At 68.7% G+C, this 13384-nt stretch carries 14 protein-coding genes; 8 read left to right on the forward strand and 6 right to left on the reverse strand.

What is annotated here, in order from left to right:
- Positions 1–15: 15 nt before the first annotated feature.
- On the reverse strand, positions 16–612 hold the full coding sequence (locus ACLJO0_RS29630) for a TetR/AcrR family transcriptional regulator (protein WP_410581967.1): 597 nt from the start codon (positions 610–612) through the stop codon (positions 16–18).
- Between the two features lie 113 nt (positions 613–725).
- On the opposite strand from ACLJO0_RS29630, the gene ACLJO0_RS29635 reads away from it, so the two are divergent.
- The 3 genes from ACLJO0_RS29635 to ACLJO0_RS29645 are packed head-to-tail and all read left to right on the forward strand — an operon-like array spanning position 726 to position 3238.
- Positions 726–1346 (forward strand): SDR family NAD(P)-dependent oxidoreductase, encoded by a 621-nt coding sequence (locus ACLJO0_RS29635; protein WP_410581968.1) that lies wholly within the window; start codon positions 726–728, stop codon positions 1344–1346.
- Between the two features lie 27 nt (positions 1347–1373).
- Positions 1374–2399: an NADP-dependent oxidoreductase gene (locus ACLJO0_RS29640; protein ID WP_410581970.1), complete on the forward strand. Its 1026-nt coding sequence runs from the start codon at positions 1374–1376 to the stop codon at positions 2397–2399.
- Positions 2396–3238, forward strand: a complete 843-nt coding sequence (locus ACLJO0_RS29645) for an alpha/beta fold hydrolase (protein WP_410581972.1) — start codon at positions 2396–2398, stop codon at positions 3236–3238. The genes ACLJO0_RS29640 and ACLJO0_RS29645 overlap by 4 nt, the downstream gene beginning before the upstream one ends.
- Here the strand turns inward: ACLJO0_RS29645 and ACLJO0_RS29650 are convergent.
- Positions 3235–4080 carry a helix-turn-helix domain-containing GNAT family N-acetyltransferase gene (locus tag ACLJO0_RS29650; RefSeq protein ID WP_410581973.1) on the reverse strand — a complete coding sequence of 282 codons (846 nt, stop codon included), beginning with the start codon at positions 4078–4080 and terminating at the stop codon, positions 3235–3237. The two genes, ACLJO0_RS29645 and ACLJO0_RS29650, sit on opposite strands and share 4 nt — an antisense overlap.
- Before the next feature lie 102 nt (positions 4081–4182).
- Between ACLJO0_RS29650 and ACLJO0_RS29655 the strand changes: the two genes are divergently transcribed.
- Genes ACLJO0_RS29655 through ACLJO0_RS29670 form a run of 4 tightly spaced genes read left to right on the forward strand, consistent with a single transcriptional unit; the run spans position 4183 to position 8644 of the window.
- Complete coding sequence (locus tag ACLJO0_RS29655; RefSeq protein WP_410581974.1) at positions 4183–5520, forward strand: FAD-dependent oxidoreductase; 1338 nt, start codon at positions 4183–4185, stop codon at positions 5518–5520.
- A gap of 5 nt (positions 5521–5525) precedes the next feature.
- Entirely contained in the window at positions 5526–6737 is a 1212-nt protein-coding gene (locus tag ACLJO0_RS29660; protein ID WP_410581975.1) for an MFS transporter, read from the forward strand.
- Positions 6734–7774 (forward strand): flavin-containing monooxygenase, encoded by a 1041-nt coding sequence (locus tag ACLJO0_RS29665; protein ID WP_410581976.1) that lies wholly within the window; start codon positions 6734–6736, stop codon positions 7772–7774. The genes ACLJO0_RS29660 and ACLJO0_RS29665 overlap by 4 nt, the downstream gene beginning before the upstream one ends.
- A gap of 15 nt (positions 7775–7789) precedes the next feature.
- The gene (locus ACLJO0_RS29670; protein ID WP_410581978.1) at positions 7790–8644 is read left to right on the forward strand and encodes an alpha/beta fold hydrolase; all 855 of its coding nucleotides are present in this window, start codon (positions 7790–7792) and stop codon (positions 8642–8644) included.
- A 13-nt stretch (positions 8645–8657) separates the two neighbouring features.
- Here ACLJO0_RS29670 and ACLJO0_RS29675 read toward each other — a convergent pair whose 3' ends face one another.
- Genes ACLJO0_RS29675 through ACLJO0_RS29685 form a run of 3 tightly spaced genes read right to left on the reverse strand, consistent with a single transcriptional unit; the run spans position 8658 to position 11207 of the window.
- Positions 8658–9707: an ArsO family NAD(P)H-dependent flavin-containing monooxygenase gene (locus ACLJO0_RS29675; RefSeq protein WP_410581979.1), complete on the reverse strand. Its 1050-nt coding sequence runs from the start codon at positions 9705–9707 to the stop codon at positions 8658–8660.
- Positions 9704–10771, reverse strand: coding sequence for an ACR3 family arsenite efflux transporter (arsB, locus tag ACLJO0_RS29680; protein ID WP_410581980.1), 1068 nt, complete (start codon positions 10769–10771; stop codon positions 9704–9706). The genes ACLJO0_RS29675 and arsB overlap by 4 nt, the downstream gene beginning before the upstream one ends.
- A gap of 31 nt (positions 10772–10802) precedes the next feature.
- Positions 10803–11207 carry an arsenate reductase ArsC gene (locus ACLJO0_RS29685; protein ID WP_125797511.1) on the reverse strand — a complete coding sequence of 135 codons (405 nt, stop codon included), beginning with the start codon at positions 11205–11207 and terminating at the stop codon, positions 10803–10805.
- Between the two features lie 128 nt (positions 11208–11335).
- On the opposite strand from ACLJO0_RS29685, the gene ACLJO0_RS29690 reads away from it, so the two are divergent.
- Positions 11336–11737 carry an ArsR/SmtB family transcription factor gene (locus ACLJO0_RS29690; protein ID WP_410581981.1) on the forward strand — a complete coding sequence of 134 codons (402 nt, stop codon included), beginning with the start codon at positions 11336–11338 and terminating at the stop codon, positions 11735–11737.
- Here ACLJO0_RS29690 and ACLJO0_RS29695 read toward each other — a convergent pair.
- Positions 11731–13206, reverse strand: coding sequence for a SulP family inorganic anion transporter (locus tag ACLJO0_RS29695; protein WP_410581982.1), 1476 nt, complete (start codon positions 13204–13206; stop codon positions 11731–11733). The genes ACLJO0_RS29690 and ACLJO0_RS29695 overlap by 7 nt on opposite strands.
- Positions 13207–13384 lie beyond the last annotated feature (178 nt).

Raw genomic sequence — 13384 nt, forward strand, 5'->3', positions numbered from 1 at the left:
GGCAGTGCGGTGCACTCAATGCGCCGCACTGTCCAGTGCCATCAAGGCGTTTCGCACGCCCTGCTCGAGGATGTCGTCGGCGAGTTTCCGGTCGGCCAGCGCGCGGGAGAGCTGAAGAGTCCCGACCAGTGAGGCGTAGACGCTGAGGACCTTGACGCGCGCCGACGCCGGATCGTGCGGCGCCAGCCGAGCGGCGATGTCGTCGATGAACGCGAGCACGCTGTCGGTGTAGGCCTGTTTGGTCGGATCGGCGCACCGGGTGATCTCGTCGAGCAGGGCAGCGGACGGGCAGCCTCCCTCGGGATTGTCGCGATGTTCGGGCGAGAGGTACTCACGCACCATCTGCTCGATTCCGGCGCGGCCCGGCGCGATCGAGTCGAGCCACTCGCGCTGTTCGCGTAGTTGTTCGGAGACCGCGGTGGCGACCAGGTCTTCCTTGGATTCGAAGTGCGCGTAGAAGGCGCCGTTGGTCAGCCCGGCGTCCTTCATGAGCGTGGCCACCCCGGAGCCGTCGATACCGTCGCGTTTGAACCGGCGGCCCGCCGTCTCGACGATCCGGCGCCGCGTCTCCAGCTTGTGCTCTTTCCCGTACCGCACCACGCGCTTCTCCACTCGCCGCGACCGTCACCCATGTTAGTACGATCATAATCCAAATCAGGCCGAGCTCTTGCGTCGGGACTCAACCCGTGCTTATGGTATTACGACCATAATCTAAAGGAGTGGCCATGACAACGACCAAGCCGGTGGCGCTGGTGACCGGCGCATCGTCCGGTATCCGCAAGGCGGCCACGCTCGCCCTCGACAACGCCGATGTCGGCGCGAACGGCGCCGCCGAGGAGATCTCGGCCGACCAGGCGCGGCGGGTCTTCGACGTCAACGTCTTCGGCCTCATGCGCATGACCAGGGCAGTCCTGCCGCGGATGCGCGAACAGGGTGGCGGCCGCATCGTCAACGTCTCGTCCGTCGGGGGTTTCGTCCCCAACCCGTTCATGGCCGTGTACGTCTCGACCAAGCACGCGGTCGAGGGCTATTCCGAGTCGTTGGACCACGAAGTCCGCGAACACGGCGTCCGGGTGCTGCGCGTCCAGCCCGGCCCCGTCAACACCCCGTTCGACGCCAACGTGGCGCAGGCCGACGCCCAGCTGGAGGTCTACGCGCACCAACGGGGTGTCTTCGAGGACGTGATGCGGGAGTCGATGCGCGGCGGCGAGGCGGCCACCGACGTGAAGCCGAAGTCGCGGTACCTCGCCGGCTCGACCGCCGCCCGCGTCGCCGTACTCCGCCGCGTCGCGCCTGCCCGCTTCTTCGACCGGGGTGTCCGCAAGCTCAACCGGATGACCGGCTGACATTTTCCGTACGGGGAAAGGCAAGTCATGAAGGCATTCATCGTCGACCGCTACGGAAGCAGCGACGGCAACGTCCGGGCGGCCGAAATGCCGGAGCCCGACGTCGGCCCGCGCGACGTACTGGTCCGCGTCCACGCCGCGGGGGTCAACGCCCTCGACCTCAAGATCAGGGACGGCGAGTTCAAGCTCATCCTCCCCTACCGGCCGCCGTTCATCCTGGGCAACGACGTGGCGGGCGTCGTGGTCCGGGTCGGCACGCTGGTGCGGAAGTTCCAGGCGGGCGACGAGGTCTACGCGCGTCCGGACAAGGACCGGATCGGCACCTTCGCGGAGCTCATCGCCGTCCACGAGAACGATCTGGCGATCAAACCGAAGCAGCTGACGATGGAAGAAGCCGCCTCGATTCCGCTGGTCGGTTTGACGGCCTGGCAGGCACTGGTCGAAATCGCCGACGTGCGGCCGGGCCAGAAGGTCCTCGTCCACGCGGGCTCCGGCGGCGTGGGGACGTTCGCGATCCAACTGGCGAAACACCTCGGCGCCACCGTGGCCACGACCGCCGGCACGGCCAACGTCGATCTGGTCAGGCGCCTCGGCGCGGACGTCGTCGTCGATTACCGGAAGGAGGACTTCGAGTCCGTCCTGCGGGATTACGACGTGGTGCTCAACAGCCTGGACGACAAGACGCTCAAGAAGTCCCTGACCGTGCTGAAACCCGGCGGAAAGCTCATCTCGATCTCCGGCCCGCCGGATCCCGCCTTCGCACGGGAGCTCGGCAGGCCGTGGATCCTGCGACCGGTGATGCGGGTACTGAGCCACCGGATCCGGAAAGCCGCCCGCCGCCGTCAAGTCGCCTACTCGTTCCTCTTCATGCGGGCCAACGGCGCCCAGCTGACCGAAATCACCTCGCTCGTCGACTCCGCCGTGATCAAGCCGGTCATCGACCGGGTGTTCCCTTTCGAAGCGACCAAAGAGGCCCTGACGTATGTCCAAAAAGGACGAGCGAAGGGCAAGGTCGTCATCGCCGTCCGAGAAAACCAGAAGGAGACGTCATGACCGCGCTCGCCGGCTACCGGAACGCACCGACCAAGACCGTCGACGTCGGCGGAACGACCTTCGCCTACCGCCGGCTCGGCCCGGACCACGGCACTCCGGTGATCTTCCTCAATCACCTGGCCGCGGTGCTGGACAACTGGGACCCCCTGGTCGTCGACGGCATCGCGGCGAAGCGGCCCGTGATCACCTTCGACAACCGCGGAATCGGTGCCTCGCAAGGTAAAACGCCACGCTCGGTGGCGGAGATGGCACGCGACGCCATCGCCTTCATCCGGGCATCGGGCCACGACGAGGTCGACCTGCTCGGCTTCTCGCTGGGCGGTTTCGTCGCCCAGGTGATCGCCGAAGAAGAACCGCGGCTCGTCCGCAGAATGATCCTCGCCGGCACCGGCCCTGCCGGGGGCGCGGGCATCGACAAAGTCACTCCGATCACCCTTCTCGACACGCTGAAAGCCGCCCTGACCTTCAAGGACCCGAAGGAGTACCTGTTCTTCACCCGCACGGCCGACGGCAAAGCGAAGGCGCGTCAGTTCGTGAACCGGCTGAAGGAACGCACCGAAGACCGCGACAAGCCCATCTCCGTCACGGCTTTCCGCAACCAGCTCAAGGCGATCCACCGCTGGGGACGCCGGCGGCCGTCGGATCTGACGGTCATCCGGCAGCCGGTCCTGGTGGCCAACGGTGACCAGGACCGGATGGTGCCGAGCCGCAATTCCGCCGACCTGGCCCGGCGGCTGCCGAACGGCCGGCTCGTCCTCTACCCCGACGCCGGGCACGGCGGCATCTTCCAGTACCACGCGGAGTTCGTCGAAGAAGCCCTGAGGTTCCTCGACGCCTAGTTGACGGGGCTGCGGCGTTCGAGGAAGACGGTGTCGTGCCAGACGCCGTCGCGCTGGGCGATGCGTTCTCGGATGCCGACAGTGCGATAACCGGCGCTGTGGTGCAAGGCGATGCCGGCACGGTTGTCAGTGAAGATCGACGTCTGCAAGGTCCAGAGCCCGGCGGCGTCGGCTTCGGTGACCTGCTTGAAGAGCAGGGCTTTCCCGACGCCGCGGCCGCGATGGCTTTCGGCGACGTAGACCGACGTCTCGGCGACCCCCTGGTAGCACTCGCGCGCCGAGACCGGGGTGGCCGCCGTCCAGCCGGCGACCTGCCCGTCGATCTCGGCGACCCAACGATGTCCGGGTAGCCAGCTCGCTTCGAGCGCCTCGCGATCGGGAACCTCGGTTTCGAAGGTGGCGAGCCCGGTCGCGATGCCTTCACCGTAGATCCGGCGGATCGCGTCCCAATCGTCGTCACGAAGGGCGCGGATGGTGACGTCCTCCGGCACGTTGTCCGGGCAGCACGGACGCGGCGCGAGCAGGCCCATCACCGCGTCGGCCGCGTGCGGAAGGCCGCTGCAGCACGCCTGATTGATCGTCACGACCGTGGCCGTGCCCTCTTTCCGCAGATGCAGGAAGCCGACCTCGGCCAGCTTCCGCACGTGGTGGGAGCAGGTGGACTGGCTGGTCCCGAGGATTTCGGTGAGCGCGCCGACGGTCAGGCCGCGGTGCGAGGTCGCGACGGCGTGCAGGAGTTTGACCCGCGTCGGCTCGGCCAGACAGGCGAACCACCCGGCATAGGTCGCGGCTTCGCGTTCGGGCAGGAGACCGGCGAGGGGAACGGGTACGACCGTCGTCATGCGCCCAGTATCGACCAGAATCGATGGTTGCGTCAATCGACGACGGTCGATACATTCCCCGCATCGGTTCAATCGAGCCGGATCGATGAAAGGTGCATGGGGATGAATGAGCTGCCTGTCGTGGTGATCGGAGCGGGGCCGGTGGGGCTGGCGGCCGCCGCCGAGCTGGTGGAGCGGGGTTTCGAGCCGCTGCTGCTGGAGCGTGGCGCGCGGGCCGGAGCGGATGTGGCCGAGTGGAACCACGTGCGGTTGTTCTCGCCGTGGTCCGAACTCGTCGCTCCCGCGGCCGGGCGGCTGCTGGAGAAGACCGGCTGGACCCGGCCCGACGGCGACACGTATCCGACGGGTTCGGAGTGGGCCGGCTTGTATTTGCGCCCGCTCGCCGCGGCGCTCGGTGACCGGGTGCGTTTCGACGCCGAGGTGATCGGGGTGGCACGCCGCGGACGCGACCGGGTCGTGGACAGCGGCCGGGACGAAGAACCGTTCACGGTCCACGTTCGCGCCGCCGACGGCTCGGAAGAGCGCGTCACCGCCCGGGCGGTGGTCGACGCCTCCGGGACCTGGTCGACGCCGAATCCCCTTGGCGGGGAAGGACTTCCCGCCGTCGGCGAACGGTCGGCGGCGGACCGGATCGGCTACCGTGTCCCGGATTTGGCTGACGAGACCGTGCGGGCCCGGTATGCGGGCAAGCATGTGGTGGTCGCGGGCAGCGGGCATTCGGCGTTGACGGCGTTGGTCGCGTTGTCCGGTCTGGCGGACGACGGCACGCGGATCAGCTGGGTGCTGCGCCGCGGCGCGGTCGGTGACACCTTCGGCGGCGGCGACGCCGACCAGCTCCCGGCGCGGGGCGCGCTCGGCCTGCGGGCGCGGGCGGCGGTCGAGTCCGGGCAGATCACGGTGGTGACCGGGTTCCGCACCGAGGTCGTCGAACGCGACACCGACGGACGGCTGACCTTGATCTCCTCTGGCGGACAGCGGATCGAACAGGTCGACGAGGTCGTGACCCTGTCCGGATTCCGGCCCGACCTGAGCTGGCTGTCGGAGATCCGGCTCGAGCTGGACCCGACGTTGCAGGCACCGGTCGCCCTCGCGCCGCTGATCGACCCGAACGTCCACTCGTGCGGAACCGTGTATCCGCACGGCGCCAAGGAACTCGCGCATCCGGAGAAGGACTTCTACCTGGCCGGGATGAAAAGCTACGGCCGGGCGCCGACCTTCCTGGCGATGACCGGTTACGAGCAGGTCCGCAGCATCGCCGCCCAGCTGGCCGGAGACCACGAGGCGGCCGCACGGGTCGAGCTGCGGATGGCCGAGACCGGCGTCTGCGGCGGTGCCGGCCTGTTCGATGAGCCGGACGACGCACCGGCCGCCGGTGGCTGCTGCGCGACACCGGAGCCGGAAGTCCTGACGCTGTCCGCGCCATCGGCCGCGGTGCGCTGACGGCTGTGCCGGTCACGACAGCCGCGGCGTCGCCCGGGTTGACCGCGTCCGGGCGACGCCGCGCGCTGGCCGTTCTCTGCGTCACCGAGATCACCAGCTGGGGCATCCTCTTCTACGCCTTTCCCGTGCTGGCACCGGAAATCAGCCAGACCACGGGCTGGTCGACGGCCTGGGTGGTCGCGGCGTTCTCGGCCGGACAGGTGGTCGCCGCGCTGGCCGGGATCCCGGTCGGACGATGGCTGGACAGCAGAGGTCCCCGTTCGGTGATGACGGCCGGGTCGGTAGTGGCGGTGCCCGCGGTCGTGGCCGTCGCGCTGGCGCAGAACCTGGTGTGGTTCACCGTGGCGTGGCTGCTGGCCGGGGTCGCGATGGGTGCGGTGCTGTATCCGCCCGCGTTCGCCGCGCTGACCCGCTGGTACGGCGAGCGGCGGGTGTTCGCGCTGACCGTGCTCACCCTGGCCGCGGGCTTGGCGAGCACGGTGTTCGCCCCGCTGACCGCGCTGCTCACGGCATACCTGGATTGGCGGGAAACCTATTTGGTCCTCGCCGCCGTACTGGCCGTCGTCACCATCCCGGCGCACCTGTGGGGCCTACGGGGGCCGTGGCCACCGGCCGAGCCGCAGTCCGGCACGCACAGCGACCCCGCACGGATCGCCCGGGGCATCCCGTTCCGGGGCTTGGTGATCGCGTTCAGCCTGGCGGCGTTCGCCGTCTACGCCGGAGTGATCAATCTCGTGCCGCTGCTCACCGAACGCGGCGTCAGCAGCACGACGGCGGCGATCGCCCTCGGCCTCGGCGGCGCCGGGCAGGTCTTGGGACGGCTCGGCTACACCACATTCACCCGGCTGACGACGGTCCGGACCCGGACCGCGATCGTGTTCCTCGCCGCCGCCGCGACCACGGCCGTGCTGGGGTTGCTGACCACCACGGCCGGGTTGATCGTCGCCGCGGTCGTGGCCGGAATGGCGCGCGGGGTGTTCACGCTCCTGCAGGCCACCGCGGTGGCCGACCGCTGGGGAACCACCCACTACGGGCGCCTCAACGCCCTCCTGCAAGCGCCCTTGACCATCACCGTCGCACTCGCCCCCTGGGCGGGCGCGGCCATCGCGAGCGGCATCGGCGGCTACTCGCCGACCTTCCTCATGCTCGCCGCCGTCACGGTGGCCGCCGCGGTCCTCGCCCTGGCGGCAACACCTCATTCTGGAAGGAACTCATGAACGACCACGACGCCATCATCGTCGGTGGCGGCCAGGCCGGTCTCGCCGCCGCCAAGGCCCTGCGCACCAGAGGCCTGCATCCGGTGATCCTCGAAGCAGGCGCCGAACCGGTCGGCTCCTGGCCCCGCTACTACGACTCGCTGACCCTCTTCTCCCCCGCCCGCTACAGCAGCCTCCCCGGCTTGCCCTTCCCCGGCGACCCCGAGCACTACCCGCACCGAGACGAAGTCGTCGACTACCTGCGCCGCTACGCCGACTGCCTCGGCACCGAGATCCGCACCGGACACCGGGTGGACGCCGTCACCCACGACGACGTATTCACCGTGCACGCAGAGGGAGAAACCGCGCTGACCGCGCCGATCGTCATCGCCGCGTCCGGCGGCTTCTCCCGCCCCTACCGCCCGGCCCTGTCCGGTTTGGACACCTTCACCGGAAACGTCCTGCACAGCGGCGACTACAGCGTCCCGGCACCGTTCGCCGGGCAGCGCGTGATCGTCGTCGGCGCGGGCAACTCGGCCGTCCAGATCGCGGCCGAACTCGCCGGCCACGCCCACGTCACCCTCGCCAACCGGGCACCGGTGAAGTTCGCGCCGCAACGGCAGTTCGGGAAGGACGTGCATTTCTGGTCGGCCGCCGTCGGCTTCGACCACCTGCCGATCGGGCACCTGCTGAAGCACCCGCCGACCACCGCGGTGAACGATCCTGGCAGCTACAAGGCCGCGATCCTCAACGGAAAGCCGGACCAGCGGCGCATGTTCACCACCCTCGACGGCGACACCGTGCGGTGGCCGGACGGAACCCGCGAACGCGTTGACACCATCCTGCTCGCCACCGGCTTCCGCCCCGGGTTGTCCTATTTGGACAAACTGGGCACCTTGGCCTCAGATGGACGCCCCTTGCAGGATCGCGGCCTGTCCACCACCCATCCGGGTCTGGGTTACGTCGGGCTGGAATGGCAACGCAGCTTCGCCTCCGCCACCCTGCGCGGTGTCGGCCGCGACGCCCGCTACGTGGCGAAACGCCTTCCGCGCCGATAGAGCATCATGGCCGGCATGGCCACCATCGCACGTCTCACCACGACCGCAGCCTTGGATCTCGGGAAGCTCGAATATCGGTTCGACCAGCGTGGCGGTCCCACAGTGGTGATGTTCCATGGTGGACACATGCACGCCGGACTCGCGCTCGGCGAAGAGACCTTCGTCGATGCCGGCTACTCGGTACTCGTGCCCTCGCGGCCGGGCTACGGCCGCACACCCTTGTCCACCGGCACAACGACCAGTGGATTCGCGGATGTCGTCCGCTCGCTGTGTGACCACCTCGGCATCACCCGGGTCGCCGCCGTCGTCGGCATCTCGGCGGGAGGACGCACCGCGATGGCGACGGCGGCCCGCCACCCGGATTTCGTGGAGCGAGTCATCCTCCAAAGCGCGGTGGGCCCTCTTCCCTGGCCGGATACGCGGACCCGCCTGGCCGCTCGACTCGCCTTCGGCCCCGCGACCGAACGCCTCACCTGGTCGGCGGTGCGCGCCATCATGCGCACCGCTCCGGACGTCGGACTGCGCATGCTGTTCGGCGACCTCACCGCTCTGCCTGCCCGGCAGGTCATGACCGCGCTGTCTGCCGAAGAACGCAAGACGTTGATCGAGCTGTTCTCCCGGATGCGGTCCGGTCGCGGCTTCCGCAACGACCTCGCCGCCGGCAGAGAAGGTGTCGACGACGTCACCCAGCCCACCCTCGTGATCGCCAGCCGCAACGACGGCTCCGTACCCTTTGCCCACGCGGAGAGGCTTGCGTCGACGATCCAGCACGCCAGCCTGATCGAGAGCAACGCCGACAGCCACTTCATCTGGCTCGGCCACGACTGGCCGTCGATCAGCGGCAAGATCTGCGACTTCCTCGCCGCCTGAAACCCGGGCGACGCTAGTCCAGCGCGGCCTTGATGTCGGCGACCGCGGCCCGCGCGGTCATGCCGACACCGATGATCGTGGCCGACGCCGGGCCGGTCCAGTCGCCGTAGCCGAGAAAGTGCAGCCGGGGCTCGGCGACGGCGCGGGTGCCTTCGGTGGGGATGCGGCCGCGGGTGGTACGCAACCGCAACGGGGCGAGATGGCTCAGTGCGGGGCGGAACCCGGTGCACCAGATGACCGCGTCGGCGTGCCGACGGGTGCCGTCTGTCCACACAGGACCGTCGCCGTCGAGCCGTGCGAACATCTCACGCGGCCGCAGCAGACCCGCGTCACGGGCCTCGCGGACGGGCGGGACGGCGACGATGTCACCCAGCCCGGCGACTCCGGCGGTGTCGGCCTGCCCGGTCTCCAGCGCTTGGCGGCGCCGGGTGGTGACGTCGAAGAGGGCTTTGCCGTCGATGTGGTCGGGCAGGTAGCGCGGTGGACGGCGGGTGACCCAGGTCAGGTTCGCCGTACCCGCGAGGTCGGCGGCGATCTGCGCGCCGGAGTTGCCGCCGCCGACCACCACGACGTCCTGGCCCGCGAACTCGTCCGGGCAGCGGTAGTCCACGGTGTGCAGCTGACGACCGGTGAACCCGCCGGGCATCAGCGGCAGAAAGGGACGCCACCAAGTTCCGGTGGCGCTGATGACCGTCTCGGCGCTCCAGTCCCCGGTATCGGTGCTCACCTGGAAGCGGTCGCCGTCCCGGGAAACGGCGTTCACCGTCTCCCCTCGGCGGATCGGGAGTTCGTAGCGCTTCTCGTACGCGGCGAGGTACTCGACGACATGCTCGGCGGTCGGATACCCGGGCCCTGGATAGGGCGGCATCGGCCACCCTGGCAGGGAACTGTGCCGCGCCGGGGAGAACAGGCGCAGCGAGTCCCAGCCGTGGAGCCAGGCACCGCCCGGCTCGGTCCGGGCATCGAGGATGACGAAGTCCAGGCCCGCGCGGCGCAGATAGTAGCCCGCGGCGAGGCCGGCCTGTCCGCCGCCGATGACCACTACCCGCGCGGCCCCGGTCACTCCGCGGTCCAGCGTTTCCGCAGCCAGAGGCTCACGTAGACCAGCGCGACCAGCACCGGCACCTCGATCAGCGGCCCGACCACCCCGGCGAGCGCCTGCCCCGACGTCACGCCGAAGACACCGATGGCGACGGCGATCGCGAGCTCGAAGTTGTTGCCCGCGGCCGTGAACGCCAGTGTCGTGGTGCGCTCGTACGACAGGCCGGCCGCCTTGCCCAGCAGGTAGCCGCCGATCCACATGATCGCGAAGTACACCAGCAGCGGCAGCGCGATCCGGGCGACGTCGAACGGGCGGGAGGTGATGTTGTCGCCTTGCAGGGCGAACAGGATCACGATGGTGAACAGCAGGCCGTAGAGCGCGATCGGGCCGATCTTGGGCAGGAACTCGCCCTCGTACCAGTCGCGCCCCTTGCTCCGCTCCCCGATGCGGCGGGAAAGGTATCCGGCGGCGAGCGGGATGCCGAGGAAGATGACGACGCTGAGCGCGATCTCCCACGGCGAGAAGTCCAGCGTCGTCGTGTCCAAGCCCAGCCAGCCGGGAAGCAGGTCGAGGTAGAACCAGCCGAGCACGCCGAACATGATCACCTGGAAGACCGAGTTCAGCGCGACCAGCACCGCCGCCGCCTCCCGGTCGCCGCAGGCGAGGTCGTTCCAGATGATCACCATCGCGATGCAGCGGGCGAGGCCGACGATGATCAGCCCGGTCCGGTACTCGGGCAGGTCGGGCAGCATCAGCCAGGCGAGCGCGAACATCAGCGCCGGGCCGAGAATCCAGTTCAGCACCAAGGAGAGCACCATCGTGCGCTTGTCCTTGGTCACGGTGTCGAGCTTGTCGTAGCGGACCTTCGCCAGCACCGGGTACATCATCAGCAACAGACCGAGCGCGATCGGCAGCGAGACCTGCCCGATCTTCACCGCGTCCAGCACACCCTGCAGACCGGGGATCACGCTGCCCAACAGGAGCCCGGCACCCATCGCGACGATGATCCAGACCGGGAGGAACCGGTCCAGAAAGGACAGTTTGTGCAGGACGTCGGCGTCGGCCTTGTCGGCGGTTCGAGTCACGGGGCTGGTCTCCAGAAGTCGGAAGCGAGGATCAGGCGTCGAGGATTTCGGCGACCAGGCCGCGGACCCGCCGGTCGATCTCGTCGCGGATCGGGCGGACGGCCTCCACGCCCTGACCTGCGGGATCCTCCAGCGGCCAGTCGAGATACCGCTTGCCGGGGAACACCGGGCAGGTGTCGCCGCAACCCATGGTGATCACCACATCGGAGGCTTCGACGTCCTCTGTGGACAGTTTGCTCGGCACCTCGGCGGTGATGTCCAGGCCCCATTCGGCCAGCGCCGCGGCGGCGGCCGGGTTCACCTTCTCCGCGGGCTCGGAACCCGCGGACCGGACGGCGATCCGGCCGAGCGAGTAGTGCTGCAACAGCGCGGCGGCCATCTGCGACCGGCCGGCGTTGTGGACGCAGACGAACAACACCTCAGGCGTGCGGGTCATACCCGTTTCCTTTCGCCGGTCCCTGACTGAATCGAAGTATGCCGATACAATTGAAGGGCTTGGATCGAGCTTTGTCAATTCAACGGGTATGGTGGGCTTCGGCTGACGTCAGCAGCGAAGGAGGCCCCGTGGCGAGCGAGAACGGCCGTACCCGGAAACCGGTCGCGGTGACCCTCCTGATGGCCGAACCCGCCGCGGTCGTCGACCCCGGCGACGCCGAGGCGGCGGCGAAACTCTTCAAGGCGCTGTCGGACCCGGTGCGAATCCGTCTGCTTTCGCTGGTGCGGTACTCCCCCGGCGGCGAGGCGTGCTTCTGCGACCTGGCCGAGGAGTTCGACATGCCCCAGCCGTCGCTCAGCCATCACCTGCGCGTGCTGGTCTCCGCCGGCATCCTCGACCGGGAGCGGCGCGGCACCTGGAGCTGGTACACCGTCGTCCCCGAACCGCTCGAAACCCTCGAAAGCCTGCTCCGTTCAGGCGGCCCGCTCGCCGATCGGCCGGCCCGCCTGTCCGGGAGGGCGTGTCAGTGACCGCCAGTGAGTTTCGCGTGCATGCGGGCACTGTGCTTGTTCAGGCCGACGATCTCGACGGTCTTGCCCCGTGACTCGTATTTGGTGGTGATCGCGTCGAGTGCGGCGACGGTGGAGGCGTCCCAGATGTGGGCGTCGGTGAGGTCGATGACGACCTTCTCCGGGTCGTTCGCGTAGTCGAACTGGTAGACCAAGTCGTTGCTGGAGGCGAAGAACAGCTCTCCAGTGACGGCGTACACGACCTGGGTGCCGTCCGGGTCGACCACAGCGGTCACGTCGACCAGGTGCGCCACCCGGCGCGCGAAGATCACCATCGCGGTGATCGAGCCGACGACCACACCGATCGCGAGGTTGCCGGTGGCCACCACGACGGCCACGGTGACGACCATGACGATGATCTCGCCCCACGGCATCCGCTTGAGTGTGGCCGGGGTGACACTGTGCCAGTCGAAGGTGCCGAAGGCCACCAGCACCATCACGGCGACCAGCGCGGCCATCGGGATCTGTGAGACCAGCGGACCGAAGACGATGCACAGGATCATCAGGAAAGTTCCGGCCAGGAACGTCGACAGCCGAGTCCGGGCACCGGCGGTCTTCACGTTGATCATGGTCTGACCGATCATCGCGCAACCGCCCATACCGCCGAAGAAACCCGTGACGATGTTCGCGACACCCTGTCCGATCGCTTCACGGGTCTTGTTGGAACGCGTGTCGGTGATGTCGTCGACGAGCTTCGCGGTCATCAACGACTCCATCAGCCCCACCAGCGCGAACGCGAGCGCGTACGGCGCGAGCAACGCGAGCGTGCCGAGGGTGAACGGCACTTCCGGAACGCCGGGCGACGGCAGCGACGACGGCAGCGCGCCCTTGTCCCCCACGGTCGGAACCGCGATACCGGCGGCGATCGTCAGCACCGTCAAGGCCACGATGGACACCAGCGGCGCCGGAACCACCCTGGTCAGCTTCGGGAACAGCACCATGAGCACGAGCCCACCGGCGAACAGCGGGTACACCGGCCACGGCACGTCGATCAGCTCCGGCACCTGCGCCAGGAAGATCAAGATCGCCAGCGCGTTGACGAACCCGACCATCACGCTGCGCGGCACGAACCGCATCAGCCTGGCCACCCCCAGCGAGCCGAGCACGATCTGGAACAGACCACCCAGGATCACCGTGGCGATCAGGTAGCTCAGCCCGTGCTCACGCGCCAGTGGCGCGACCACGAGCGCGATCGCACCGGTCGCGGCGGAGATCATCGCCGAACGACCGCCCACGACCGAGATCACCACCGCCATGGTGAACGACGCGAACAACCCGACACTCGGGTCCACACCGGCGATGATCGAGAAGGAGATCGCCTCCGGGATCAACGCGAGCGCGACCACGAGACCGGCGAGGATCTCAGTACGAGCGACCTTGGGCGACAACCACGACGGGCGCGTGAACAACTGGGTCACGAGACTCGACACAGACCGACGACCTGACTTCTCTGGCGCGATCACTGCCACGGCGCGCTGAAGGCTTGATGAGCGCTTGACGTTAGTCGAGCGAATCGCCCCGGCACCGAACCTCCCCCGCCGAATGAGGCCGTGATCACGTCGGCGGCCACGGCGGCCGGGCAACCCCGGTTTCGGACGAGGAAGGCCG

The organism is Amycolatopsis sp. lyj-108 (genome assembly GCF_046549005.1).
Classification (GTDB): domain Bacteria; phylum Actinomycetota; class Actinomycetes; order Mycobacteriales; family Pseudonocardiaceae; genus Amycolatopsis.